Raw genomic sequence first — 25,234 nt, forward strand, 5'->3', positions numbered from 1 at the left:
CGAAGAAAGATGACGCAATCCCAGCCAGCAAAGATCACGGATATTCCGCTGTCACAGCTGATGCCTCTGCACGCGATGCGCAGCGTTAGTGCCGACGACGTACGTAACGCATTGTCGCCTGAGTTTGCTCAGTTCGCTGAGCAAATCGCAGCAGTGTTCAGCGGGGAGAGCGTGGAGCATCCAGAGCTTTTTGCGCGCAACCTCAACCCGGAGCCACAGGCGGAGATTACCGGAAACTTTATCCAGTCCGAGACTTCGGAGATCAAAGATATGAGCCCCCACAACGAATCACCTCAGCCACAGAAGCCCAAGAAAGTGTTTGACTGGGCAGCAGAGTTGGCAAAACTGGAAGCGGCAAAGGATTCTCGCACCCAAGTTAACGAGGATGATTACACCAATCTCCCTGCATCTGCTTTTAAAGTGCCCTATAAAGGCCGCCAGGCTGCGGGCTGGGTTGCCCCAGAGATGCACTACGAGATTGAGATTCCCGCTGCACAGCCCCAGTCGGACATACCGGAGGAAGAAGCGTACGGCTACGAACCGTCGGTGGAGGAGAGCTCCGATGCGCGCCACCCCGTGCGTATCTGGTGGGAGCCGCTGGAGTGCCAGCCAGGAGAAATGGTTCTCTATCGAGTGGTAGCTGACGACACAGAGATGATCGAGTCGCCAGAGGCGGGCGAGACTCTCATGATCACTGAGGGCTTCGCATACCGTGACCACAACCCAGGCGAGTCGGGCCTGCGCCACTATTCGGTGTGGGCGTACAAGGGCAAAGACCTTGGGGAGATCATCAGTGCGCAACCGGTGTTCATGGGCGAGACCGCGGTGATCTACCCGCCGGTCAACGTCAAGGTCACCACCATCAAAGGCGCGATTCAGGTCTCTTGGGATTTGCTCGATGGCCATGAGGGCGCCGTCGTGTACGCGTGCAAAGACAACGAGCGTGACAAGCTTTCCCCACGCTTTGAGCAGGACATTGAGGCCAGTGGACGCAAGGCTACGATCCGCGTCCAGGAAGCCGGCCAGACCATGGTCGTGTCTTTGCTGGGGCAGGCGCAGTTCCGCAGCAACACGTTGACGAGCGTTAATGAAGCCGCGGTCCAGCACCGTGTGAAGCTGGCCAGTGAGCTCGAGAAGATGACCATTACTCGGTGCGAGCGTGTCACGGTCGAAGGTCATGACAATATCGACATCGATTGGCGCTCGCCAAAGACCGGCGAGGTCAAGATCTATCTCACGCCGCATGCGCCGCTGCCGGAGCTGCGTACCAAGGCCATCGATAAGTCCTACGTGGAGAACGCGTTTGCTGACGCCGTGACTGAGACGCGCGGCGTTGCTCAACCGGATTCGCCGCAAAACACCACGGTGGCGTGGCCCCCGGATTGGTACGAGGTGTACATCACCCCGGTGAACTTCAACGAAGCTGATGCTTGGGTGGGCGAGTCAAAGGTTCTGCAGCGCGTCCTGCCCATCGCGGAGAATGAGGTCCGCCTCATCGAGCGTGTGGACAGCCAGCTCATCTCCTTCAACTGGCCACTGGGCGCAACCATGGTGGAAGTTACCACCAACAGCGGCACGAGCACGGTGCGTGAGGAAGACTACGAGCTGCAGGGCGGCATCCGCTTGAACCTGGAGCGCCACAGTGACCGCGTGCGTCTGCGTCCTTACGCGATGTACGCAGGCGAGCGTACCGAGGCTGAGGAGCGCATTCTGGAATACGCGGGACTTCGGACAGTCACGTATGACATCCTGTATGACTTCCGGACTCGCCAAGTTGGTGTTTACCTCTCGAGCTTGGACAGCGGCGACAAGCGCCCATTTTCTTGCCAGGTTGTCTACAACCCAGAGCGCCTTCCGCTTTACGCTGAGGATGGTTACCCGCTGAAAATCTCCGGCACCAATACGGCGACGTACACAAGCCAGGGACTGGGACAAAGCACGTTCCAGAACCCCGACTTTGTTGTGGAGCTCGATGAGCGCACGCTGCGCGGTGGCTACCTGCGCTTGTTCGCGGTTGATGGTTTCAATTCGATGGACAGCGGATTCGACTCCTTTGGGATGGGAAGCAACGACGTGTTTAATTCCTTCAACCAGAGTGGATTCGACTCGTCGGAGTTCAATTCCGAATTCAAGGTGAATGACAAGGCCGTCGTGGTGGAGCGCAACGTGGCTAGCCGCTTGTTCTTCCCGGCGAGTGCTTTTAACCAGCAACCGGTTGATTTCAACGACTATCAGAAGGGGCAGCAGTAATGGGCGGCGCATTTAGCTACGCGTCCTTTTCCCGCGGAAACGGCCGTGCCGGTGGTTGGGGAGTGGGCTCCAAGGTTGGCGATATCTCGTCAGAAGAGCTCCAGGAGCTCATCACTTATGTCCCGACCACGCTGAACACTGGAACTCGCATCCCTGACTTTCCGTCCGCGCAGGAGCGTGCAGAGCTGGTGCACCGTACCGCTGTATTCACGCTGACTGAGGAAGGCGAGAAGTGGGTCACCATGGTCTCCGTTCCGGCGGGAATCGATGCCACGGGACGCGGTGGAAATGTGTTCACGTACACCTGCGTGACGGACGGCGGAATTCCGCCGGCGCCAGCCCAGGTACTGTTCTCCCCAGACGTGCCCACTCCTTTCTCCATCTTCGAGGTGGACAAGGTACAAATCCCGGAGAAGATCGTGCGCAAGGGCCCGCTGGCTATTGATGCACTTATCGACGACTTTCTGGCTGGCGAATTCCAAAAACCTGCCACTCTTCCGGCGCCATTTAAGTCCGTGACCCCCAATCCGGACACCGGCTACAACGCACGTTTGGTCAGTGCCATGGCGCAGGTGCTTTCTTCCAAGAAGAAGTCACTAGTGGTACTCGTTGCACCAGAAAATCAGGCGGCATTGTGGATTGCCGCAACCGCCCGCGAGGTCGGCGAGCAAGGCTTCGGGTACTCCACGTTTGAAAAGCCAGCGGGTATCGCTGAGCTGCCGCTGGGCGCTTCGACCATGGTCGTCGTCCCGGAAAGGGAAAAGCTACGCCTGATGGAGATGGTTAAAGCCGGTGCTATCCCAGGTAACCCGGTCGTCTTTGTTCTGGGCGCGTCCCTGCCCGATATCAGCGCCTATGATGACTCTGCCGTGCAGCCGCAACAAAGCACGGTGGCGGAGCAGTCGCGCCCTTTTGGCGAGCCACAAGCTCCGGCCGCTGAAGCTTCACCATTCCTGTCAGAGGCTCCGCGGTCACCGCAGCCGACCGGATTTGCAGAGCAGCAGCCACTCGGTTCCTATAACGCAACGAACCACAATCCTTTTGCTGACGTCTCTGCTGCTCCTACGCCGGTCAATCCGGCGCCAGAGACCCCTAAGACCCCAGAGTCCACAGTTCCAGTGAACCCGGCGCCGGTGCACCCACCGGTGGAACACCGGGCGTCGCCAAGCGCACCTCCGCGTGCCAATGCATGGGTGCCGCCGCTGACTCAGGAAGAAATCAAGCACCTATATAACTACGATCCGGCGTGGTGGCTGGAGTACCTGAATGCCAACCGTGGCCGTGCTATTCACCTCGCGATTCTGGATCGCTCCTGTTACCCAGAGGGTTACTACACCCTCGCCTTGGCTGCGGCAATTGCCTCCTGGGTCCAGCTGTTCGAATCGCCTTATAAGCTCCTCGTTCGCGAAATATTGCGAGGTCTCGACGACGACACAATCGCGCAAGCGCGTGCTCTCGTGGTTGAGCGGTTTACCGGGGTCATCAGATTAGACCGGTGCAGAATGGGTATCGGTTCCCAAAGCGATCTGGGTCGCTTCATCAAGGAAATTGCTGAAGAGATTGCTCGCAACGTCCAAAGCCAACGGAAGGTAGAAGACTATGGCTAAATACACTTTGAAGGATGGAGATTCCCGCTCCATTTCTATGAATGACAGCATTCGTGTCGAAGCCTTCGAGATTGGTGCAGGTGGCGCGAGGATTGAGCTGGAGATCATTGGTGAAGGTGCGGATTTTAGTCGCATCGACAAGATGTACTACATCATCCACAACATCACGGAACGCGCAACGATTCAGGTGAAGCCGTCTGAGGCAGCAACCTACGGCCAGCGCACCGAAATCCGCTTGAGCATTTCCAATGGCGAGGACACCGTTAGCTTTCCGCGTGTGCTTATCGATGGTGCTGAGGACAGCTCGGAACGCCTGGCTGAGCTCACCGCTGAAGGTGGACGCCTCCGCCTCGATGCCTTCGGCTCTTCTGAAGGCGTGGGTATTACCGACTCCGCGCGTGAGGTTCGTTCCAAGATGCGCCGTGCCGCGGTGAACGACGCCGAGCTGAAGAACGCCACGGCAATCATCGACAGTTCCTCGTCCATGCAGGTCAACGTCAACAATGAGGCGCTCGATCTGGTGGCTAAGTACATCAATGCCCTCGCTGATTCCTTCAGTGGCTTTATCGCAACCGATGGTCGTGAGCGCACTGACCAGCACGTGGTGAGCGAATTGCGCAACTTCATCCGTGGCGTCATCGAAGCCGGTGCTGACCGCGTGGGTCAACGCCGTTGGCGCAGCGAGGATCTCTCTGCGAATTCCTCACTGTTTATCTACGTCACTGATAGTCCAACGGCGCAGATACTGAAAGGCGATATTCCTTCGGTGGTTATCGTCGTCAGCCCGATCGCTAAGCAAGAGGTCGAACTTGCCAAGGTAACTGCAGGGGACCACGCGGTGGCCTTCGTTGTTATTGACGCCGAGGCCGTTGAAAAGCAGGGGAGCGAGTTCAACCAGGACCTGGCACGCCTGTCAGATCAGGTCGCCGAGATGCTCAAGGAGGAGTACTAATGGCTAGCTTGGCAGCATGTCCGTGGACGTTCCGTCCACTGGAAGAAGGCGCTACCGTCAGCCCGTATAACAACCGTGAGTTGTTGCCCAACTGGACCGAATCCGTGACCCATTGCGTGGCCATGGCAGGTGCTCGTAACTCCGGAAAGTCTCTGTATACCGCCGTTATGGTCAAGCAGCTCAAGCAGCTGGCGCATAAGCACAACCACTCCGTATTCGCAGCGGATCAGTCCACGGAGCAGCGCTTCCAGGAAAAGTACGAGCAGCCGCTCTTCCAGGAAATGAAGAGCATGGACCCAACTCCGAGCGCGGTGGCTACGGACGCGTATCAGCGTGACCCGCTTATCTTCGATCTTGGCCAGTGGCCAGATCCTGAAGGCACGATGCGCACGAATTACCTTGTGTTCCGCGATGTCGCAGGTGAGGACTTGGAGAACTTGCCGGAGCGTGAGGATGACCGTGAGGCGCTGTCCTTCTTCAAATACGCGGACCTCGTGATTTTCCTCTTCGACCCGCTCCGCGAGCGAGAGATCCGTGACTACCTGCACGGTTTGGTTCCTGACTTCGGCGAGCTGGGTGCGGAACCAACCCGCGTGCTGGAGAACCTCATCACCCTCATGGGCGAGGGCTCCCCACCACCGCTGGCGGTGACGATTTCTAAGTTCGACACGATCCAGAAGCTCGAGCAGAACCCGAATACGCAGTGGGCCAAAATCATGGGCAACACTGGTGCCGCGTTCCGTCGTGACACCGGTTGGAACTTCTACTTCGATGATGCCACCATCTTGAGCTACGAAGTTGACTCGCTGCTGCGCTTCCTTAAGGCCAACGACCTCATCAATATGGTCAACAACATCAGCCAGAATGGACGCCAGTACTTTGCGGTCTCTGCATTGGGCGAGGCGCCAACTGGCCGGCAGCTGGCGCGTAGCGGCATCGCGCCGTTCCGCGTTCTTGATCCTCTACGTTGGATGCTCAGCAGCCGCGGTGTGTTTAAGGATGATGTGCAGTGACTTTCGGCAGCCCGCGGGGCAATCAACAGTTCGGTTATCCGCCACAAGGAGGGCAGAGTAACCAGGGGTTTGGGGCGCCGGCTGCGCCCTTCAGCGACTACCGCTTTGGGCAGGTAGCCGAGCAGGAGCAGGTAAAGCGCAAGGCCGCAGACATGAGCGCGTGGCGCGCGCCGTGGACGCTGCAGATTACCGCGCTCATCGTCCTCGGCATCTCCTCCTACATTGTGTACTACGTCTTCGAGCTCGTGGCTTCGGAGCGGGTGTCGGAATCCCTGAATCGCATCGAGCGACTGGCTACTGAGCTGGGTGTTGTGCTTTCCATCGTCGTGGTTGCGTTGTGCGCTCTGAGCGTTTACGTGTTGCATGCGCAGCATAAAGCGCGCATTTGGCTTTCTGCGGTCCTAGCGCTGGTGGTGCTCATGATTGTGTTACCGCACGTATGGCCTATTTCCTTGGCCGCAATCGTGGCCATTGTGCTGCTGTGGCTGCCAAGCAATAAGGAATGGTTTGGCTTCACGAGCTAGATGCTTGTAAGCGAACAGCACGTGCGCAGTTTGGCATGAGGAGATGACTCGCCGCTAGGCCTTCTTGGCCAGGGATGCCATGGCGTCGTCATTTCCGGCGGCGGAGAAGAGGTTGTAGGCAAAGTGGTAGCGCTGGCGTGCACTATCCGCGTCGTTGGCGAGGGCATAACGATCTCCCAAGAGCTCGGCGACCTCGCCGAGACCATTGAAGTCGGCGGGGGTTTGGGCTAGCTCCACTGGGTGCCGCTCGAGGAAGTCCATCAGGATCTGTGTGGATTTGTACAGGTTGTTTGCCTCAGTGCGCAGCGTCTCAGAAAACAGCACGGTCCACTTAGCGGCTACGGAAAGCCCCGTGTGCTTGAGAGCACTGACGTAGCGGGAGGCGAGGATATCGTGCGCTTCACTAAGGTCAGACTGCATGAGACCAAGAACTACTTGCTTGAGTAGCATCTCCAGCTCGCGTTCTTCGTTGCCGTCACGGGCGTGTTCTTGGGCGGCATCGGCGTAGAACTGGGCGCGGATTATTCCGGAGGGGTCCGTGATATTGCGGGCTGCATCTTCGTAGAAGCGCGCCAACATGGCGATGGGGAGTTCGAGGTATTCCCGCCGCTTGTGGTTGCGGCGCAGGATCTTGTAAGACTCCTCAGCGACGACTTCGCGGGCTTCATCCGAAGTGGAAGCCCACAACGCGCCAACTGCGGATTCGAGGAGAATAGTCAGTGCCTCTTTTAGCTCCGTGTTTGCGCTGGAATCGAGGCTTGTGGTGGGGGCTGTGACCTGCAAGGGGCCAGCAAAGGCAGAATTTAGGACCGCATGGTTGATAGCGACGAACTCGGACGCGTGTGACTGGGCATCGCCAGATTTGGCAGCGTCGAGTCGTGTGCGCAGGCCAGCCAAAATTTGTGCGAGGCTCTGCGCCCCAGCCTCATCAGAGTCTGTCGTTTCCCCCGGGGTAGCAACTGGGTGGATGTTAGTTTCAGGCGCTGCTGCCGCCTGAGCGGCGGCTGTTTCCTCGGCTTCTCTTTCAGCTTGCTCGGTGGCCTTGCGTTTCTCGAGTTCGTTGAGCTCGGTGAGAATGGAGCTGTTGCCTGCAAATGCGGCCTTTTCCCCGAAGGCGCGGGCGTTCTCAAACTCCTCGAGTTTCATGAACTCATCGGCCAAGAGGGCGTAGCCGCGGCTTGCTAGATCAGGCTTACCCGTTAGGATGCCGATGCCAGCGATGAGTAGGCCATTGGTTGAGTCAATCGGCTCGGAATCATCGAGTAGGGAGGCGACAAGCAAGCTATGCGCTTCTAGGAGATCGGCGGCAGGCTGTGCGTCTTCAACTGCGCCGGTGAAGCGACCATCCACAATAACTCGGTCGATACCTGCTGTTATCTCTTCAAACTCGGAAGCGGGGAAGCCATCTTCGGGAGAGAACATTTTTGCCGAATCCAACAGTGCTGCTGCGCGCTCGGCATCGAGGAGAGGGAATGTCACGTCGGTAGGCATGGGACAGATTTTAGTGCAGGAGGAGACAAATTTCGCTCGTACACTAGAGTCCATGAAAACCGACACCCCCGCGGGGCGCTACGCCCCGAGCCCCTCTGGGGATCTCCATTTTGGAAACCTGCGCACCGCCCTGTTGGCTTGGCTGTTTGCCCGTTCTACAGGCAGGCGCTTTGTGGTCCGAGTCGAGGACGTTGACACCCAACGCTCATCGGAGGAGTCGGCGCAGCGCCAGCTGGAAGATCTACAGGCTCTTGGCATCGATTGGGATGGCGAAGTCATCCGCCAACAGGATCGCTATGCCGCCTATGCCGAGGCTCTGCGCCAGCTTCCGCACTACGAGTGCTTCTGCTCCCGCAAGGACATTCAGGAAGCCTCGCGCGCCCCGCACGCCATCCCCGGGCAATACCCTGGAACCTGCCGCAATCTCACGCGCGCAGAGAAAGAAGCTAAGCGCGCTGAGCTCGCGGCCGCAGGGCGCGTGCCTTCCTTGCGGCTTGCCGCAGAGGTCTCCGAGTTCACCATCCATGACGCATTGCATGGGGATTACACCGGAGACGTGGATGACTTCATCCTGCGCCGCGGCGGGCTGGTGGCCGACGTTGCTAACCCAGATACGGACTGGGCTTATAACCTGGCGGTAGTGGTCGATGACATTTATCAAGGCGTCGATCAAGTCGTGCGCGGTGATGACTTGTTGAGCTCTGCACCGCGGCAGGCGTACTTGGCCTCCTTGCTGGGTCAACCGGCACCCGAGTTCGTCCACGTTCCGCTCGTTTTGAACGAGGAAGGCAAGCGCCTTTCAAAGAGGGATGGGGCGGTGACGTTGCGGCAGCTGCTCGAAGAGCAGAGCCCAAGCGACGTCGTGGCGCACATGGCCGAATCCCTAGGCTATGAGACACGCAGTGCGGCAGAGCTCCTGGACCAGTTCGATCCCAGCTCAGTGGGGACTGAGCCCTATATCTGGATCAACTCTTCGATTCATTAATAAAGCGCGGACTATTGTTAAAGAAGTAACTAAATTATACGGTCGTGTTCGGAGTGATTTGAGTGGAAGTGCTACTGGTCCTAATCGGTTTGATGTTGTTGACCGTGATCGTTGTAGCAGTAGGTGACAAACTCGGTCTGCCGTGGCCAGCGCTCCTTTCTATCCTTGCCGCCTTATCGATGTTCATCCCGCGGCTGCCTGACTTCACGATTCCCACTGACCTGATTCTTCCGGTGTTCCTGCCGCCGCTGCTGTGGGCGCTGGCAAGGAGGACCTCCTGGGGAGTTATCCGGGAACAGTGGATGACAATTCTTAGCCTGTCCGTCCTTCTCGTGGTGGCAACCACCATGGCAGTAGGCATGACCGCATATGCTTTCCTGCCGGGCATCTCTCTTGCTGGAGCGATCCTCATCGGCGCCGCCATTGCCCCGCCCGACCCAGTTGCAGTGGAGGCAGTCGCCGAGCCCGCAGGCATTCCGCGCCGTATCATTTCCACGCTGCAGACTGAAGGCCTCTTTAATGACGCGGCGTCGATTGTCGCTTTCCACCTCGCGCTCGTGGCAGTCACCGATGGCTCGAACATGTCCTGGGCAGACGCGGTCACGAGCTTCCTCTATTCCGCAGTCGTCGCAGCAATCCTGGGCTGGGGAAGCGGCCGCCTTGCCTCCATCTTCATTGCCAGAGTGCACGAGGTCGTGGCCCGCAATGCGCTGACCTGGGTGATTCCCTTCGCTGTCTATGTTGTTGCGGAAGAACTCCATGCTTCAGGCGTCATTGCTGTGGTGATTGCCGCAGTTGAGCTGCACTCGCGCGCGCCCATCCAGGCCGAGGATAGGCTCTCCGGCCAGTCCTTCTGGGAGACCATCGAGCTGCTCTTTACCGGCGTGGCCTTCGGCCTCATCGGCATGACGGTAAACACTGCGGTACACGAGGCAGGCGCCAACCTGGGCCACTCCGTCATCGTCGGCATCTTGCTCTCCTTGGTTGCCTTCGTTGTACGCCTGCTGTGGATGTGGGTCTTCTACCTGATTAACAAGAAGCGCGGCAAACCCCGCCTTGCCCCGCTGCGCCTGCAGGAGGTCCTCCTCATGACCTGGTCCGGCATGCGCGGGCTGGTCACGCTGGCCTTGGTCTTGTCCATTCCTAGCGATGCCATCGCCTACAGCGATGAGCTTTCCGTCATCGCGCTGACCGTGCTCGTGATGACCATGGTGATTCCAGGTCTGCTGCTGCCATGGCTCATGAAGCGGTTGGATCTCACCACGTACTCGCAGGCGGCGTCGGACAAGATGCGCACCGAAATCACCAGCCGTGCGCGCAGGGCCGGAATCCAGTCCTTGCGGAAGAAGTACCAGGAATTGGATCCTGAGATCGCAGCAAATATCTCGCAGTGGTTCGAGGAACGCCTTGGTGAAGACGAAGACGGCGATGACGCTAGTACGCGTATGCAGAAGGCCATTCAGGCCCGCGACGTCGCCATTGCGGCGCGCCGGGTAGCACTGGCTGGTGCGCAGCAGGAGCTGCTGCGCCTGCGTCGCGACCGCAACTTTAACCCCATGATCGTGGATGAGGTGCTCGAAGAAGTCGATCGTATGACCCTCGGAACCAAGACTCACTAGGCTGGGCAGCCGGAACCACATCGCCTCGTACAGGAGCAACACGCATGAACGCATTTGAGTATGCCCAGCTAGAAGACAGCATGGACTACTTGTACGACTTTTTTGATCAAGACTTGGAATCCCGCGTACGCACTGAACGTGAGTACCTGCCGGAGTCCCTGCAGGATCTGCTCGGGGACCATACGGTGTTGGACTACATTTGGCTGTGGATTAAAGAGCCCGGCCCCAACGGTTTCAAGCAGTATCTGCGCGACGGTGAATACTCTGAGGCCGAAGTCGAAGAGGCATTTTTGTGGACTCGTAACGAGTGGGGCTACAACACCCCACCTCATATTGAATGGTTAAAGGCCGATGGCTACGAGCCACCGGCCTTCTAACGAGCGCTTTTAAGAAGCTTCTTAGTGCGTGGGCTGAAAGTCCACGGCCACGATCTGATTGTCCGGCTTGGAGCCGTCAGCAGGGAATGCCAGCGCGATTGCCTTGGCAAAGTACTCGGCGCGCTTCTCGTTGCCTTCGGTGGAGTAGTGCACGTCGTCGCCCGGCAGGAACCACTCAGTGTGCACGTCAGAGGCCCAGTCATAAACCACCAGGTTGGGGTAGCGGTCGCGTGCGCGCAGCAGGGCCTCGTTGAAAGGCGCCATGTTGGCGTTGGCGTAAGCACCGGAATCCAGGTTGGTCTTGGCAGTCGGCCACATCACGGGGGCGTCGCCAAGCACCTGCATGATCTGGTCCACGCGCCAGTCTTCCTCGCCGGAACCGCCCACGGCACGGTTGGCGGCGTCGTTCACGCCAGCGCCGATGACCCAACAGGATTCCGCGCCGTAGCCCTGGCCCAGCAGCTGGTTGACGGAGTCGAGGATGGTTGGATCCCCCTCGAGGGCCTCAACGGTGGAGCGGGCGCCGGTGACGTCTGCGACGACTTCTTGAGCGCCGACGTTTTGGTAGGTTACCTGGGCATTGAGCGAAGGATCGGAGATGTAGTCGTCGGAGAACATGCCGATTGACGTCGAGTCACCTACGTGAATGACGGTGGTGCAGCGCGTCTTGCCTGCTTGGGAAGGATTCGGGGCTGCGAAGCTAGGATCCGCGCTTGACGACGCCGCCTCTTCCGGCGCCGCCGCATCGGGTGCCTTGTTAGCAGGGCCGTTACCGCCGACCTTCAGGCCCATCTGCTGCGAACCAGCTGGCTGCTCCTTACCTAGGGTGTCGTTCCATGCGGCCGGAATGCCCATAGCGACCACTGCCGCCAGCACCGTGGCTGGCACGGCTAGGGCAATGCGTGGCGTGCCCAGAGCCTTGCGCTCAGCCCACCAGTTTTTGATGGGAGCAAACACGCCGTTGCGGCGAATCGGGTCCTCCACCAGGGACCAGGAAATTGACGCCAGCGCGATGGCTACGACGGTGACCAGGATGGGGTGCGCCACCGACCATTCCGGGATGAACACGATAGCGGGCAGGTGCCAGAGGTAGATGCCGTAGGAGCGCTCACCGATCCAGCGCAGCGGCGCGAGGCCAAAGAACTTGGAGAAGAGTGTGCGCTGATCCAAGGCCGCGGTGATCACGGCCACGCTGGCAACAGATAGCGCAAGCAGGCCCCAGTTGTAGAGGTGCGGGGAGTAGTCGGTCAGCCACCAGTAGAGGAAGCCGATACCCACCGCGCCCAGCAGCGCGCACGGAATGGTCAGGGCGCGCGGCGGGATGCGATAGCCTTTGTCCTTGGTTAGCGCGATGGCCAGTGCGGCGCCGAAGAGGATACCGCCGGCACGAGTATCGGTGCCTTCGTAGACGCGGGTGGCGTCAGCGCCGGTGTTGAATAGGAAAGCCATCCAGCCGAAAGAGACCGCGGCGAGGACGAGTGTGGCCGCAACCAGCGGTTTGCGCTTGCCGCGCGTGAGCTTGAGCAACACGAACAGTACCAGCGGCCAGAAGAGGTAGAACTGTTCCTCCACGGACAGGGACCACATGTGGTCGAGCGGCGCGTGGCCGGTGAAGCGGTCGAAGTAGGACTGTCCTTCCAGGATGACATGCCAGTTGTTGACGTAAAACAGCGCGCTAAGTGCGTGCCCGCCGGTCTCGCTGAGTTTCGCGCGATCGAAGAAGATAGTCAGTAGCAGCACCACAGCCAGCATGAGCACAACCGCAGGGACCAGGCGGCGGAAGCGGCGCAACCAGAAGGTTGGCAGGCCCAGGCCCTTGTTGCGCAGGTGGCTGCGCATGAGGTTGGCGGTAATCAGATAGCCAGAAAGCGTGAAGAACATGCCGACGCCCAAGTAACCGCCGGGCAGCCAAGCAGGATTCAAGTGATAAGCCAGAACACCGAGTACGGCGACAGTGCGCAGCCCGTCAATAGCGGGGACATATGACGTGTGTGAATCGACCGGTCTTGGCATCCGGAATTCTCCTCCGGGGGAACAAAGTTAAGGGTGGGGTGGATTGTGAGACCTCATTACTTTAAACCTCTGTCTGGACATTTTGGTGTTTTGGGCGGAATACTCCCCGCCGCATGGAGGGGCGCAGCGTGTTCGGTACGCCGAGCACTAGGGCATCGTGGGTATTGCGCCGGTATGTGCGGCATTTCACAAAAATTGATGAGAGTGACGAGTCGAGGGTGCAAGCTTACGGGATTTTCGTTGCGCCCCGCTGCAAGCTTGCACGCCGGAAGTGATAGTCTACACTCCGTTTATGGCTAGGAGCTTGGTAAATGGGAATGATGCTTGACGGGGAAGTCCGAGCGGCGGGAGCCGGTAGAAACTTAGGAAAATCGAACAAAATCACTCCCGCGTAAATAATTTTTGAAGTAAATTTCATCCGCGCCTTGAAATATAAAGCCGCTGGTTAACCCGATTGTCTAAAGCTGAGTAGTGTGTTCTTAGTGCGTTACGCTTGGCAGATTTTTACTCGAGACATTGCCCGTCTCGGTCGCACTAAAAAGGCATGGATCATCCTCATCGGCGTGGTCATCACACCTGCCCTCTACTCGTGGGTGAACATTGCAGCTTTTTGGGGCCCGTACGGAGCAACCGAAAACATCAAGGTCGCCGTTGTCAATGAGGACAAGGGCGGATTTTCTGACGTCACGGGCCGTATCGATGTAGGAAAACAAGTAACAGAACAGCTCCGCGAGAACCACCAGCTGGGCTGGCAGTTCCTCGACGCAGAAGCTGCAGAGAGAGCGCTCGAACGCGGCGATACCTACGCCACCATCACCATCCCCTCCGACTTCAGCTCGGAGCTGCTGGGCGCGCTTAACGGGCAATACACCCAGCCGGCCCTGGAGTATCGTGTAAACGAAAAAGCCAGCGCGATCGCCCCAAAGATCACCGATACCGCTGCATCGAGCCTGGATAAGCAAATCACCTCTGCGTTCAAGGAGCAGGTAGCCGAGGCCGCGGCCTCCAACGTGCGCGACGAGGGAAATAAATTCCAGAACAAGATTCAGCAGTCTCGCCAGCGCTCTGAGGGCGCCTTCGATAAGGCCGCTAACAATATTGAATCGGCACGCAGCGATCTGCAGCGAGTAGGCGATAAGCTCGGCAGCGCCCAGACCTCTATGTCGGGCGCCAAGCAGACGCTAAGCGACGTCGAGCAGGCCATGGCGGATGCGCAGGCTGCGCTGGGGGACGTCCAGGGCATTATCTCCGATGCTCAAGGTAACGTCACCGGCTACACTGACTCGCTAACCTCAGCCTTTGTGGAGGGCGCGACTGGCCTGGCGGGAGGTACGTCCCGTGCTCAGGAATCGGTCGCCGACATCACCGCACGGCTGGACCAAGCTAATTCGCGCTTCAACTCTGCAACCCAGCAGACTAACGACGCCATCTCTGCTGGCGACAAGTCCATCAAGCAACTGCGCGGCATTGTAAACTCGCCCGCGATTTCCCCTTCGGTAGCGGGCCCACTGAACGACGCCATCTCCACCCTGGAAGATGGCAACGCCGCGAACAAGCAGCTGTTGGGCAACTTGCAGGCGCTCAGCAATGACAGCAATGAAACGGCCAAGTCCATCAAGTCCACCGCGGACGCGGTCAACCAGGCCGCGCAGGACACAAAGCAGACCTCGCAGGCGTTGTCGGATGCTGTGGACAAGTCCGTTCCCGAGCTCAACCGCGCAATGAGCAACTTGAGCTCCAAGGTGGGTGGATTCTCGGCCATGCTGGAGACCCAGAAAGCAACGATGAAGGAAGCGCAACGCTTGGTCGACGGCGTCGCCAAGCAGCTCGGCGCCACCCAGGAAGCGGTGAGGTCCTTTGACTCCGACCTGGCTTCCCTTGAGAAAGGCGTGGAGGGCGCGCGCGATGACGTGCGAGCCATCACTGCGACCTCACGAACCAAGGAACTGCAGACCATTACCGGCCTGAACTCCGAGGAAATCGGCAACTTCTTTGCCGATCCAGTCGAGGTCAAGAGCGAGCCCGTCTATCCGGTGGGCTCCTATGGTTCCGCGATGGCCGCGCTGTTTACCAACCTCTCCCTGTGGATTGGCGCCTTCGTGCTCATGGTCATCATCCGCGTGGAGGTGGACCTCGAGGGCTTTAAGCGCCTGACCGTGGGACAGGCCTACCTCGGCCGCTTCATGCTAATGGCCTTGCTGGTTCTGGTGCAGGCCGTCATCGTAACCGTGGGCGACCTCGCCATCGGCGTGCAGACCGTCAGCCCGGTGGGCTTCGTGGTCACCGGCATGCTGATCTCTTTGGCCTATCTCAGCATCATCTATGCGCTATCGACGGCGCTGGGCCACGTGGGCCGCGGTCTCGTCGTGGTGCTCGTCATTGTGCAGATCCCTGGTGCCTCCGGCTTGTACCCGATTGAGCTGATGCCGACCTTCTTCCGTGCGATTTATCCGCTTTTGCCGTTCTCCTACGGCATCGACGCAATGCGTGAGACCATCGGTGGCTTCTATGGGCTGCACTACTGGAAGTTCATGGCGGTGCTCGCGCTCATGTTCGTGACCTCCTTCATCCTGGGTCTTATCGGCCGTCGCAGCTTCGCGCACTTCAACCTGCTGTTTAACCGCGAGTTGGCCAAGACGGATCTCATCGCGGCGGAAAACGTGCAGATTGTCGGTGATGGCTACCGCTTCGCCGACGTCATCAAGGCGTTGCAAGGCAAGGAAGAGTTCGCGGCCGACTTGGAAAAACGCCAACACGACTATCTGCACTGGATTCGCATTGCCGCCGTGGTGGGCTTTGTGGGCATGGTGGTGCTGGGAATCATTGCCGCGTTGGTTCCTTCGCAGAAGCCGTTCCTGCTGGGCATTTGGACGCTGTGGTGCCTGGTGATTCTGGCCATCGCGGTCACGCTTGAGTACCTGCGGCAGAGCCTGGCTCAGTCCGCGGAGCTCGTGGACCTGGACGAGGAAGAGCTGCAGCATTCTGTCGCCGCACGTGGCGAGGGCGTGCATTCGGCAACGTCTGCCGCTTCCGTTTCTGTTGAGGAGGAGGAGTAATGAAAAAGATTGGTGAAATCTTCCTCGACGATCTCCGTCGCGCAACGAAGAACGTGATGGCTGCCGTCATCCTCTTTGGCCTCGTGGTCATTCCGTTGCTGTTTACTTGGTTCAATGTGCTGGCCAGCTGGGATCCCTTCTCCAACACCGGTCAGCTCAAGGTCGCTGTAGCCAGCGAGGATACCGGCTACAAGAGTGATATCTTCCCCGTTCCGTTGAACGTGGGCGAGCAGGTGCTCTCGCAGCTGCGCGCCAACGACAAGCTGGACTGGATCATTACTGATCCGGAGAATGCACTAGACGGAACTAAGTCCGGCGAATACTACGCCGCCATCGTTTTGCCGGAGCACTTTAGCTCGGACATGATGACCTTCTACGCGGAAGGCGCCAAGCCGACTGAGATCTCGCTGTACACCAACGAGAAGAAGAACGCGCTGGCGCCGAAGATCACCAACCAGGGTGCGGAGGGTGTTTCCTCCCAAATTGCGGAGTCCTTTACGCACACGCTTGGCGACGTCTCCCTCGGCCTCATTTCCTCCCTCGACGACTACCTCAACCAAGGCGATACGCAAGCGGCCCTCAAACGTATCGAGACTCGCGCCGACGGCATTGAGGCGCAGCTGCACACCGGTGCGCGCACGGCGCGCTCCATGGCCAGCCTCGTGGACTCTTCGGTGCCACTGGTGGAAAGCGCGCAGCGCATTGCGAATGCCCCGCGTCCTTCGCTTGATGCGCCGAGCGGCGAGCTGAACCTTTCGACCGAATCACTCGACGCCGCACTCTCGCAGACCGCGGACAGCTACGACGTCGTCCGCCAGCGTATCGATGCCCTTTATGATTCCGCCTCCACCTCGCGAGCCTCGATGCAAGCAACGCTCAACACCTTGGCGGGGCAGGTTCAGGGCCAGATTGACGCCTACAAGGGGCTGCGCGACCGTATCAACACCGACGTTAAGCCGGTGCTGCCTGCGGAGGCCGCCCAGCTGACCAGCAACTTGGATGAGGCGATTGCCGCACAGGAAGCGGTGCATTCTCGCCTAGTCGCCGCAGCCAACGCGCCGGGCACCGAGAAACCGGACTTCTCTGCCATCGACCGTGCCAAGGAGGCAATTGAGAGAAGCCGCAACTCCCAACTGCGCACCTCGGTGGGGCAGTTGCAGTCCTCCTTGCAGCGAGTTGGTCAAGACATTGGTACGCAGGGATCCGGCATCAGCCTCGATACCGAGACTCTGACTGGCGCGCGCGATGCCCTTACTACGTTGGCCTCGGAGCTCGACAGTGATGGCGAGCGCTTCGGTGAGCTCAAAGACGAGCTGGGCAATGCCCGCAAGACAGGCGACTTCTCCAAGCTGGCCAAACTGGTGGGCTCCAACCCGGACGCGTTAGCCGGCTTCATCGCCTCGCCGGTTGCGGTTGACCGTCAACCGGTCTACCCAGTCGCAGCATTCGGCGCTGGTATGGCGCCGCTGTACACCACTCTGGCGCTGTGGGTGGGGGCGCTGCTGACGGCGGTCACTTTGCGCACGGATGTCACTGATAAGTCATATTCTGTGGTGCAGCGCTTCTTTGGCCGCTTTGGAATCTTCGCGATGATCGGCTTCCTGCAGTCCACGCTGCTCTCCCTGGGCCTTATCTTCTTCGTGCAGCTAGAACCCGCACACCCGTTCTTGCTGTGGCTTGCAGCCTGGGTTTCTTCGACCGTGTTCATGATGATCATTTATACGTTCGTGGTTTCCTTCGCCAACGCGGGCAAGGCGCTCGGCGTGCTCTTGCTCGTCATCCAGGTCTCTAGTGCGGGTGGCGCCTACCCGCTGCAGCTCCTGCCGGAGTGGTTCAAAAACATTAGCCCGTGGTTGCCGGCGACGTACACGATTCGCGCCTTCCGCGCCGCTATTGCTGGCGTCTACCACGCGGATTACTGGCTCTCGCTGCTGGTCTTGCTCCTCTTTATTGTCCCAATGCTCTTCCTTGGCATCGTGCTCCACAAACCGCTCAACGCCTACACCACCAACCTCAATGCAGAGTTGGCAAAGACCAAGCTGATGTAGCCCCGCATTAGAATCGCCGGCATGGCATCTACACCCCGCTCAGTTACCTATCGTTACGTCGACTCGCCTGTGGGCGAACTCCTCGTGACGGCGACTGAGCGGGGTGTGGTCTATCTGGCCTTCGCATGTGAAGACTCTGCGAAAGTGCTGGCACGTCTTAATGAGAAGATCGGCCCGGTGTCCAAGGGCACCAGCCCAGAACTGACTCTCGCCGTAACGCAGCTCGCCGAGCACTTCGCAGGCACGCGTCGGACATTTACCGTGCCCATCGATGAGGCCCTCACCTCGGGCTTCCGTCAGCGCGTGCAAAGACTCCTGTCGGACATTCCGTACGGCGCAACCTCCACTTATGCCCAGCTTGCCGATGCTGCCGCAAACCCCAAGGCCGTCCGCGCCGTGGGCAGCGCCTGCGCGCGTAACCCCGTGCCGATCATCGTGCCGTGCCACCGCGTATTGCGCAGCGATGGCAGTCTGGGCGGCTACCGCGGCGGCGTGGCCGCAAAGGAGTTGCTGCTGTGCTTGGAAAGCGGTGCGCTGGAGTTCTGACCTTCTTAGGCCCCTTGTCAGCGCTGCAGCTCCTGGCTGCTGAAAACGAAACATGGTCCCAGCTCCGAAGAGCTGGGACCTGTGGCGGAGGATAGGGGATTTGAACCCCTGAGGGATGTGACTCCCGCACGCGTTCCAGGCGTGTGACATAGGCCGCTAGTCGAATCCTCCGTTGGAAAACATTATCAGCCTTGTCTGGAGTGGCAAAATCCGCAGGTCAATAGGGGAAGATGGCCCTCAAATCGCGCAGGCCGCCCGCGAGCCACGCGGGCCGAGCGCAAACCATTCGGGCTGAGCGTGAATCCCGCGGCCTGAGTGCAATCCGTGCGAGCCCAGCGTCCAAATGGTGAGGTCACGTCCAAATGGTGAGGTCGACCCTTTACGGATGGGGGTGCTGTTAACTGCTGGGGCTGTTGAGTGGCGAACTCACCATCTGTACCTCACCATTTGGCCCTTCCGTGCCGCCGGGCCCAAAAACGTAAATGGTCCCAACTCCGAAGAGCTGGGACCTGTGGCGGAGGATAGGGGATTTGAACCCCTGAGGGATGTGACTCCCGCACGCGTTCCAGGCGTGTGACATAGGCCGCTAGTCGAATCCTCCGTTGGAAGACTCTACACGAGCAGGCCCAAAGGAAAAATTCGTACACCGCACGCCGGGTGGGCCGGCCTGCGTCCGGCACTAGTGGGGCACCCGTAACAGTGGCCATAGTGGTGGGAGGAGCGGGGCCGCAGCGACGGAAAGAATAACGGTTTGCCGCGAGCGTGGCTAGCACGCTAGGCTTATCGGCAGGATTCCGCGTGGCGTCCATCCTCTGAACTCCCCCAGGGCAGGAATGCAGCAAGGGTCAGGAGGCTCTGACGGGTGCGCGGGGTCCCTTTTAAGTTTTCTGGGTGATAAACATTACAAAAGCTGCACGCAAGCGTTAGTATTGGTTGCCATATATTCGCAACTACCCGCAACTAACCCGGAAGGTAGACAGGAATGTCGCTGCTCAATCTCGAAAAGTCCGAACTCGATGACCTCGCAACACAGGTCCGTAAGGACTACGAGGAGCTCAAGGCCAAGGGCCTGAAGCTCGATCTGACCCGTGGCAAGCCAGCCAAGACCCAGCTGAGCCTGTCCAACGACCTTCTTGAGTTGCCGGGCGCCGGCAACTACACCGACGCAGCGGGCAATGACCTGCGCAACTACGGAAACCTCGAGGGCATCAAAGAGCTTCGCGAGCTGTGGGGCAAGCTGACCAACACCAACCCAGACCTGCTGCTGGCCGGTGACTCTTCTTCCCTGAACATCATGTTCGACCTCATCTCATGGGCCTTCGCCTTCGGCACCAACGACTCCGAGCGCCCGTGGTCGCAGGAAGAAAACATCAAGTGGATCTGCCCGGTTCCGGGCTACGATCGCCACTTCGCAATCACCGAGCACTTTGGCTTTGAGCTCATCTCTGTGCCGATGCTAGAAGACGGCCCTGACGTCAACGCCATCAAGGAACTGGTCAAGGACCCACAGGTCAAGGGCCTGTGGACCGTCCCGATGTTTGGTAACCCAACCGGCGTCACCATCTCCGCAGAGGTAGCCAAGGAGCTGGCCTCCATGGAGACCGCCGCTGCTGACTTCCGCATCGTGTGGGATAACGCTTACGCCGTTCATACCCTCACCGACGAATTCCTAGAGATCCTGCCGATTCTCGACATTGCCGCAGAGGCCGGCAACCCGAACCGCTTCTGGGCCATGTCATCGACCTCCAAAATCACCTTCGCCGGCGCAGGCGTCGCCTTCTTCGCCTCCTCCCGCGAGAACCTCGACTGGTACCTCTCCCACGCCAAGATCCGCGGTATCGGCCCGAACAAGATCAACCAGCTGGCACACCACCAGTTCTTCGGCTCTGCAGAGGGCGTTCGCGCGGTCATGCGCCGCCACGCAGCGCTGCTGGCGTCGAAGTTCAACGCGGTCCTGCGCATCCTTGAGTCCCGCCTCGGCGAGTACGAGATTGCCAAGTGGACCGAGCCAAAGGGCGGCTACTTCATCTCCCTCGACGTCATTGACGGCACCGCTACCCGCGTCTGGGAGCTAGCCAAGGACGCCGGCATCGTCCTCACCAAGGCCGGTTCCGCGTTCCCGTACGGCGAGGACCCGAATGACCGCAATATCCGCCTCGCTCCGTCCCTGCCTCCGCAGGAAGAGGTTGAGACTGCGATGGACGGCGTCGCCACCTGCGTCCTGCTCGCCGCTCTGGAGAAGCTGGGGGCTTAGGCCATCAATTCCGACGAGACTGCTTATTGGCTTGACCAGGCCATCCCCGCCCAGCTGGAGTTTAAGAACGTCGAGGGGCGCAGGCTCGGTTTAGCTGCGCTTGACGACGCCCAGTCCCTCGCCGTCACCACCACCTTCGGCGACGTCGACACGGGGCTTAAGCATGCGGAGCAGGGGGTCGACGTGCGCTGCGAGCTGTTGACCGTAGCGCGCGCCACCCAGCCGGAGGTGGCTGCGGCAGTCGTCGCGGCCGCGGACAAACTCACCAAGGCCAAGGGCCTTTTGCCCGCGCAGCCAGGCGTGATGCTGCCGGAGGTCCTCGCCGAAGATTCGCTGAGCGTGCACCATGGCCTGCTCATCGCTCCTTATCTGTGGGGCGGGCAGGTCCCGCAGCTGCCCGAAGAAGGTCGCTTGACGCTGGTGTGCCAACTGCTCATGCTTACCGACTCGGAGTATGCGTACGCGGTGGAAGAAGGCGTCGCCAAGCTGCAGGAAGCAGTCGCCGAGCAAGGCGTGGACATCCTGGATTGGAAGCGCGCCGGTTAGCTTGTTCCGCCCGCAGCGGGGGAGAGTGTCCGCGGCAGAATGTAGACTGACTAACCGTGGCTCTATACCGGAAATATCGTCCAGCAACTTTCGCGGAAGTGGTCGGCCAAGAGCAGGTCACCACGCCTTTATCCGCTGCCCTCGACGCAGGGCGAATCAACCATGCTTACCTCTTTTCCGGTCCGCGCGGTTGCGGTAAAACCTCTTCTGCGCGCATCATGGCCCGTTCGCTCAACTGCGAGCAGGGGCCGACGTCCACGCCGTGCGGAGTGTGCGATTCTTGTGTGTCCCTGGCCCCGGGCGGCCCGGGCAATCTCGATGTGACGGAGCTCGACGCGGCGTCACACAACGGTGTTGAGGACATGCGTGAGCTGCGCGACCGCGCCTACTACGCGCCGGCGGAGTCGCGGTATCGCATCTTCATCATCGACGAGGCCCACATGATTTCCGCCTCGGGTGCGAATGCTCTGCTCAAGGTGGTTGAAGAGCCACCAGAGCACGTCATCTTCATCTTCGCCACCACGGAGCCGGAGAAGATCATCGGCACCATCCGTTCGCGTACCCACCACTACCCGTTCCGCCTGCTGACCCCGCCCGCGATGAAGGGCTTGCTGGAGCGCACCGTGGCTGCTGAGGGCGTGCACGTGGATGACACTGTGTACCCCATGGTCATTCAGTCCGGCGGTGGTTCCCCGCGTGACACGCTGTCCATTTTGGACCAGCTGCTCGCGGGTGCGGGTCCTGACGGGCTCACTTACGACGTCGCCCGTCCCCTGCTGGGCGTGACCGATCTCGGTCTTCTTGACAACACGATTGAGGCGCTGGCTAACCAGGACAAGGCGGGTTTGTTCACGCTTGTCGACGATGTCATCGAAGCCGGCCACGAACCTCGCCGTTTTGCCATTGATCTGCTCGATCGTCTGCGCGACTTGATGATCCTGCAGGCCGTTCCGGGTGCTTTGGAAGCCGGGTTGGTCTCCGCTCCCACCGATCGCGGCGAGATCCTCCTTGCCCAAGCACAGCGTTTCACCGGACCGCAGCTGGCCTACCTGGCTGAGACCGTAAACAGCCGTATCTCTTCGTTGCGAGGAGCGACTTCGCCGCGCCTCCTGCTGGAGATTCTTTGCGCTCACTTACTCGTGGGCTCGGCTCCGGCAGCAGCCGCGGCTGGCCAGCCGGCTGTGCTGCCCACGGGCATGCCTGCTGGCTCACCGCAAGGTGCCTCCGCTGGAACGCCTGCTGCCGGCCGCGCAAATACCGCAGCTTCCAACCAACCTGCACCCGCTACTGCCCAAGCCCAAGACCCAGCAGCCGCAGCTGCCGCCATTATCGCTGCCCGTCGCAACCGCCAGGCGCAGCAACAACAGCAGCAGGCCCAGGCGCCGCAGGCTCAGCCGCAGCAGTCCGAGCAACAGCCAGCCGAGCGCGCCGAACAGGCGCCTCAGCAGCGAACCGAGACTCAACCTGCACAGGAGTCTGCTCCGGAGCCAGCCAAGGAACCGGCACAGCAGTCTGTTCAGGAACCAGCGCAGGAACATGCAGTTGATGTCGCGGAGCAAGTGCGTTCGCAGTGGTCGAACCTTCGCGCGGCCGTGGGGCGTCGCAACAAGGTTGCAGAGATCATGCTCGCTGAGGCGCGCGTGCTTGGCTTCCGTGATGACACATTGATTCTGGGACACACCACGGGTGCCCTTGCGGAGCGAATCAATTCGCCGTCCAACAACGATGCGATCGTGGCAGTTCTTAAGGAAGAGCTGCGCCGTGACATCAAGGTCAACTGCATCATCGGCACCAACCCGAAGGCAGCAGGCTTTAGCGAAAGCACTCCGCGGCAGCAGCCAACGTGGAACCCAAACCAGCAACAGCGCGAGTCCGCTGAGCCAGAACAGGAGTCTGAGAGGCCTAGTCCGCAGGCTGAACCCGAGCAGCAATCGGAGCAGTCTGCCAGCGCATCTCAGCCAGTGCAGCCGGAACGACCACAGCTTGCGGCTCCGGAGACTGGAGGAGCTGAGGTGGCAAGCGCTGCCGATAACGCTTCTCCGAACGCTTCTGCGTTTGCATCTGATGATCCGTGGGGAGCACCGCGACCTATCGGCACGCAGAACAACGAGCCTGCTCGCGAAGAGAGCCCCGGGCCAGTGACATCGGCTGCGGCATCGGAGGCTGCGGCGGCGGCCACAGCGGCGGCAAGCGCGCATCAACCTGCACCGCAAGCTACTCCGCCCGCGCAGCTGCAGGCCCCGCGTCAGCAAGTGGCGAAGCCGGCACAACAGTCATCCCAGCAGGGTGGTGACTGGCGTTCGCGAATCGCGCAGGCCTCCCAGGTGGCACAGAAGCGTGACGAGGAATTCAACAAAGTTCCGCATTTCGGCAACGGTGTACCGCTGCCGCCCGAACCAGCGCCGGAAGACGATTTTGAGGCACCACCAGAGGAGTACTATCCAGCTGACCCGCAGCCCAGTCAACCGGGGTTGGGGCAGCAGAACCAGGAGATGGGGGCGTCGGCAAGCACTGCGCAACCACCGCAACAGACCTACTCACGCGATGACGAAGAGCGCGAGATGATGGAGGAAGCTCAAAACGCCGGTGAGATGGATCATCGCAGTTCAACTGAGGTGGCGATGGAGCTGCTTGCCAAGGAACTCGGAGCACGGCGCTTGTAGGCGTGCATCTGTACACTTGGCGGGTAGCAAAAACTTAGAGAACTTACTTTTGAAAGGACTTTCCATGACTGACCCAATGTCCCAGGCAAATGACATGAACGATCTGCTCGCACAGGCTGCCCGCGTGCAGGCTGAGCTGCAGAAGGCACAGGAAGAAATCCTCGCCGCGCAGGTTGAGGGAACCGCTGGCAATGGCCTGGTTAAGGTCGTTATGACTGGTGGTGCTGAGCTCGTTGACCTCCAGATCGATAAGTCCGTTGTGGACCCTGAGGACGTTGACACCCTCCAGGACCTCGTTATCGGCGCTTTCAAGGAAGCACACGCTGCGGCTGGTCGTCTCGCACAGGAGAAGATTGGCCCGCTGTCCCAGGGCATGGGCCAGGGTCAGCAGGGCTTTGACGGCTTGTCTTTCTAGGATGTCTTCGGCGGCAATCAGTAGTCGCACGTTAAACTAAAAGGTCGTTGTCCCGGTTCGGGGCGGCGGCCTTTTGTCGTTAATTATTAGGGAGAATCGTGTTCGAAGGAGCTCTGCAGGATCTCATCGACGAGTTTTCACGCCTGCCTGGCGTGGGCCCAAAGTCGGCGCAGCGTATCGCTTTTCACGTGCTGCACATGGATCCAGAGGACGTCGATCGCTTGCAAAACGCCCTCGGTGCGGTGCGCGACGGCGTGACTTTCTGCCGCATTTGCTGCAATATCTCCCGCGAAGAGGTGTGCCGCATCTGCGTGAATTCGCAACGCGACGTCTCGACCATATGCGTGGTTGAGGAGCCTAAAGACATCCAGGTCATCGAGCGAACTGGCGAGTACAATGGCCGCTATCACGTGCTGGGCGGTGCTTTGGACCCCTTGGCCAACGTCGGCCCGAAGGACCTTAATATTTCTGCGTTGTTGCAGCGCATCGGCGGTGTGCTGCCGGACCGAGAGCTGGCGGATTCCACGCCGGACGCGCCGTTATATGACACGACGCCGGAGATCAAAGAGGTTATCCTCGCCACGGACCCGAATACCGAGGGCGAGGCCACCGCGGCATACCTGGTCCGCTTGCTGCGAGACTTCCCTGACCTAAAGATCACCCGCCTCGCATCCGGCATGCCGCTGGGTGGCGACCTTGAGTTCGTGGATGAACTGACGCTGTCCCGCGCGCTGTCGGGTCGTTTGACGGTGTAGCCGTCTTAGCAGCCGCCCTAATTGCCTAATTGTGGCGCTAAGTTGCTCGAAAATGGCGACGATTTGGCATTTAGGGCGGTTAAGGCAAGCCGCGAGCGTCAGCTGAGCGCCCGCAGTTGC

The 25,234-nt window shown here is 59.9% G+C and carries 18 protein-coding genes, 2 tRNA genes and 1 other RNA gene; 17 read left to right on the forward strand and 4 right to left on the reverse strand.

Features of this window, described 5'->3' with window-relative positions; translation table 11 throughout:
- Nucleotides 1–9: 9 nt before the first annotated feature.
- The 5 genes from HMPREF3148_RS04920 to HMPREF3148_RS04940 are packed head-to-tail and all read left to right on the forward strand — an operon-like array spanning nt 10 to nt 6,346.
- Nucleotides 10–2,250, forward strand: a complete 2,241-nt coding sequence (locus tag HMPREF3148_RS04920) for a SaeA-related protein (RefSeq protein ID WP_049151572.1) — start codon at nt 10–12, stop codon at nt 2,248–2,250.
- Complete coding sequence (locus HMPREF3148_RS04925; RefSeq protein WP_070508819.1) at nt 2,250–3,857, forward strand: GAP1-N2 domain-containing protein; 1,608 nt, start codon at nt 2,250–2,252, stop codon at nt 3,855–3,857. Before HMPREF3148_RS04920 ends, HMPREF3148_RS04925 begins: the two co-directional genes overlap by 1 nt.
- A complete protein-coding gene (locus HMPREF3148_RS04930; RefSeq protein WP_049145448.1) occupies nt 3,850–4,809 on the forward strand; it encodes a hypothetical protein in 960 nt (319 codons plus the stop codon). The genes HMPREF3148_RS04925 and HMPREF3148_RS04930 overlap by 8 nt, the downstream gene beginning before the upstream one ends.
- Nucleotides 4,809–5,822: a TRAFAC clade GTPase domain-containing protein gene (locus tag HMPREF3148_RS04935; RefSeq protein ID WP_049151573.1), complete on the forward strand. Its 1,014-nt coding sequence runs from the start codon at nt 4,809–4,811 to the stop codon at nt 5,820–5,822. The genes HMPREF3148_RS04930 and HMPREF3148_RS04935 overlap by 1 nt, the downstream gene beginning before the upstream one ends.
- On the forward strand, nt 5,819–6,346 hold the full coding sequence (locus tag HMPREF3148_RS04940) for a hypothetical protein (RefSeq protein WP_049062221.1): 528 nt from the start codon (nt 5,819–5,821) through the stop codon (nt 6,344–6,346). The genes HMPREF3148_RS04935 and HMPREF3148_RS04940 overlap by 4 nt, the downstream gene beginning before the upstream one ends.
- A gap of 54 nt (nt 6,347–6,400) precedes the next feature.
- Here the strand turns inward: HMPREF3148_RS04940 and HMPREF3148_RS04945 are convergent, their stop codons facing one another.
- A complete protein-coding gene (locus HMPREF3148_RS04945; protein WP_049151574.1) occupies nt 6,401–7,837 on the reverse strand; it encodes a hypothetical protein in 1,437 nt (478 codons plus the stop codon).
- A gap of 52 nt (nt 7,838–7,889) precedes the next feature.
- Between HMPREF3148_RS04945 and gluQRS the strand changes: the two genes are divergently transcribed.
- The 3 genes from gluQRS (at nt 7,890) to HMPREF3148_RS04960 (ending at nt 10,818) form a co-directional block, all read left to right on the forward strand.
- Entirely contained in the window at nt 7,890–8,822 is a 933-nt protein-coding gene (gene gluQRS / locus HMPREF3148_RS04950; RefSeq protein WP_034657261.1) for a tRNA glutamyl-Q(34) synthetase GluQRS, read from the forward strand.
- Nucleotides 8,823–8,884: 62 nt separating this feature from the next.
- Nucleotides 8,885–10,441 (forward strand): cation:proton antiporter, encoded by a 1,557-nt coding sequence (locus HMPREF3148_RS04955; RefSeq protein WP_049062219.1) that lies wholly within the window; start codon nt 8,885–8,887, stop codon nt 10,439–10,441.
- 44 nt (nt 10,442–10,485) lie between these two features.
- Nucleotides 10,486–10,818 (forward strand): hypothetical protein, encoded by a 333-nt coding sequence (locus tag HMPREF3148_RS04960; RefSeq protein WP_046645736.1) that lies wholly within the window; start codon nt 10,486–10,488, stop codon nt 10,816–10,818.
- Between the two features lie 21 nt (nt 10,819–10,839).
- Here HMPREF3148_RS04960 and HMPREF3148_RS04965 read toward each other — a convergent pair whose 3' ends face one another.
- Nucleotides 10,840–12,831, reverse strand: coding sequence for an acyltransferase family protein (locus HMPREF3148_RS04965; RefSeq protein ID WP_049151575.1), 1,992 nt, complete (start codon nt 12,829–12,831; stop codon nt 10,840–10,842).
- A 482-nt stretch (nt 12,832–13,313) separates the two neighbouring features.
- Between HMPREF3148_RS04965 and HMPREF3148_RS04970 the strand changes: the two genes are divergently transcribed.
- The 3 genes from HMPREF3148_RS04970 to HMPREF3148_RS04980 are packed head-to-tail and all read left to right on the forward strand — an operon-like array spanning nt 13,314 to nt 18,481.
- Nucleotides 13,314–15,887: a YhgE/Pip domain-containing protein gene (locus HMPREF3148_RS04970; RefSeq protein ID WP_049151590.1), complete on the forward strand. Its 2,574-nt coding sequence runs from the start codon at nt 13,314–13,316 to the stop codon at nt 15,885–15,887.
- On the forward strand, nt 15,887–17,935 hold the full coding sequence (locus HMPREF3148_RS04975; protein ID WP_049151576.1) for a YhgE/Pip domain-containing protein: 2,049 nt from the start codon (nt 15,887–15,889) through the stop codon (nt 17,933–17,935). Before HMPREF3148_RS04970 ends, HMPREF3148_RS04975 begins: the two co-directional genes overlap by 1 nt.
- Before the next feature lie 21 nt (nt 17,936–17,956).
- Nucleotides 17,957–18,481, forward strand: a complete 525-nt coding sequence (locus HMPREF3148_RS04980; RefSeq protein WP_049151577.1) for a methylated-DNA--[protein]-cysteine S-methyltransferase — start codon at nt 17,957–17,959, stop codon at nt 18,479–18,481.
- 82 nt (nt 18,482–18,563) lie between these two features.
- Here the strand turns inward: HMPREF3148_RS04980 and HMPREF3148_RS04985 are convergent.
- Nucleotides 18,564–18,652, reverse strand: a tRNA-Ser gene (locus tag HMPREF3148_RS04985).
- 341 nt (nt 18,653–18,993) lie between these two features.
- A tRNA-Ser gene (locus HMPREF3148_RS04990) sits at nt 18,994–19,082 on the reverse strand.
- Nucleotides 19,083–19,266: 184 nt separating this feature from the next.
- On the opposite strand from HMPREF3148_RS04990, the gene ffs reads away from it, so the two are divergent.
- The 6 genes from ffs to recR all read left to right on the forward strand — a co-directional run bounded on the left by ffs (nt 19,267) and on the right by recR (nt 25,114).
- Nucleotides 19,267–19,363, forward strand: an RNA gene (gene ffs, locus HMPREF3148_RS04995) — signal recognition particle sRNA small type.
- Nucleotides 19,364–19,463: 100 nt separating this feature from the next.
- Nucleotides 19,464–20,735, forward strand: coding sequence for an aspartate aminotransferase type Ic (locus HMPREF3148_RS05000; RefSeq protein WP_049151578.1), 1,272 nt, complete (start codon nt 19,464–19,466; stop codon nt 20,733–20,735).
- A 183-nt stretch (nt 20,736–20,918) separates the two neighbouring features.
- Nucleotides 20,919–21,281 (forward strand): suppressor of fused domain protein, encoded by a 363-nt coding sequence (locus tag HMPREF3148_RS05005; RefSeq protein ID WP_220182252.1) that lies wholly within the window; start codon nt 20,919–20,921, stop codon nt 21,279–21,281.
- A gap of 56 nt (nt 21,282–21,337) precedes the next feature.
- A complete protein-coding gene (locus HMPREF3148_RS05010; protein WP_049151579.1) occupies nt 21,338–23,944 on the forward strand; it encodes a DNA polymerase III subunit gamma and tau in 2,607 nt (868 codons plus the stop codon).
- A 64-nt stretch (nt 23,945–24,008) separates the two neighbouring features.
- Nucleotides 24,009–24,359, forward strand: coding sequence for a YbaB/EbfC family nucleoid-associated protein (locus HMPREF3148_RS05015; protein ID WP_049064510.1), 351 nt, complete (start codon nt 24,009–24,011; stop codon nt 24,357–24,359).
- 98 nt (nt 24,360–24,457) lie between these two features.
- Complete coding sequence (gene recR / locus HMPREF3148_RS05020) at nt 24,458–25,114, forward strand: recombination mediator RecR (RefSeq protein ID WP_070508821.1); 657 nt, start codon at nt 24,458–24,460, stop codon at nt 25,112–25,114.
- Nucleotides 25,115–25,234: the final 120 nt, after the last annotated feature.

The sequence above is a fragment of the Corynebacterium sp. HMSC05D08 genome (assembly GCF_001807215.1).
Lineage (GTDB): Bacteria > Actinomycetota > Actinomycetes > Mycobacteriales > Mycobacteriaceae > Corynebacterium > Corynebacterium striatum.

Coding starts and splice junctions, on each gene's coding strand:
- HMPREF3148_RS04925 (WP_070508819.1), top strand. CDS start 2,250: ATGGGCGGCGCATTTAGCTACGCGTCCTTTTCCCGCGGAAACGGCCGT.
- HMPREF3148_RS04920 (WP_049151572.1), top strand. CDS start 10: ATGACGCAATCCCAGCCAGCAAAGATCACGGATATTCCGCTGTCACAG.
- HMPREF3148_RS05000 (WP_049151578.1), top strand. CDS start 19,464: ATGTCGCTGCTCAATCTCGAAAAGTCCGAACTCGATGACCTCGCAACA.
- gluQRS (WP_034657261.1), top strand. CDS start 7,890: ATGAAAACCGACACCCCCGCGGGGCGCTACGCCCCGAGCCCCTCTGGG.
- HMPREF3148_RS04960 (WP_046645736.1), top strand. CDS start 10,486: ATGAACGCATTTGAGTATGCCCAGCTAGAAGACAGCATGGACTACTTG.
- HMPREF3148_RS04930 (WP_049145448.1), top strand. CDS start 3,850: ATGGCTAAATACACTTTGAAGGATGGAGATTCCCGCTCCATTTCTATG.
- HMPREF3148_RS05015 (WP_049064510.1), top strand. CDS start 24,009: ATGACTGACCCAATGTCCCAGGCAAATGACATGAACGATCTGCTCGCA.
- HMPREF3148_RS04945 (WP_049151574.1), bottom strand. CDS start 7,837: ATGCCTACCGACGTGACATTCCCTCTCCTCGATGCCGAGCGCGCAGCA.
- HMPREF3148_RS04935 (WP_049151573.1), top strand. CDS start 4,809: ATGGCTAGCTTGGCAGCATGTCCGTGGACGTTCCGTCCACTGGAAGAA.
- HMPREF3148_RS04975 (WP_049151576.1), top strand. CDS start 15,887: ATGAAAAAGATTGGTGAAATCTTCCTCGACGATCTCCGTCGCGCAACG.
- HMPREF3148_RS04965 (WP_049151575.1), bottom strand. CDS start 12,831: ATGCCAAGACCGGTCGATTCACACACGTCATATGTCCCCGCTATTGAC.
- HMPREF3148_RS04980 (WP_049151577.1), top strand. CDS start 17,957: ATGGCATCTACACCCCGCTCAGTTACCTATCGTTACGTCGACTCGCCT.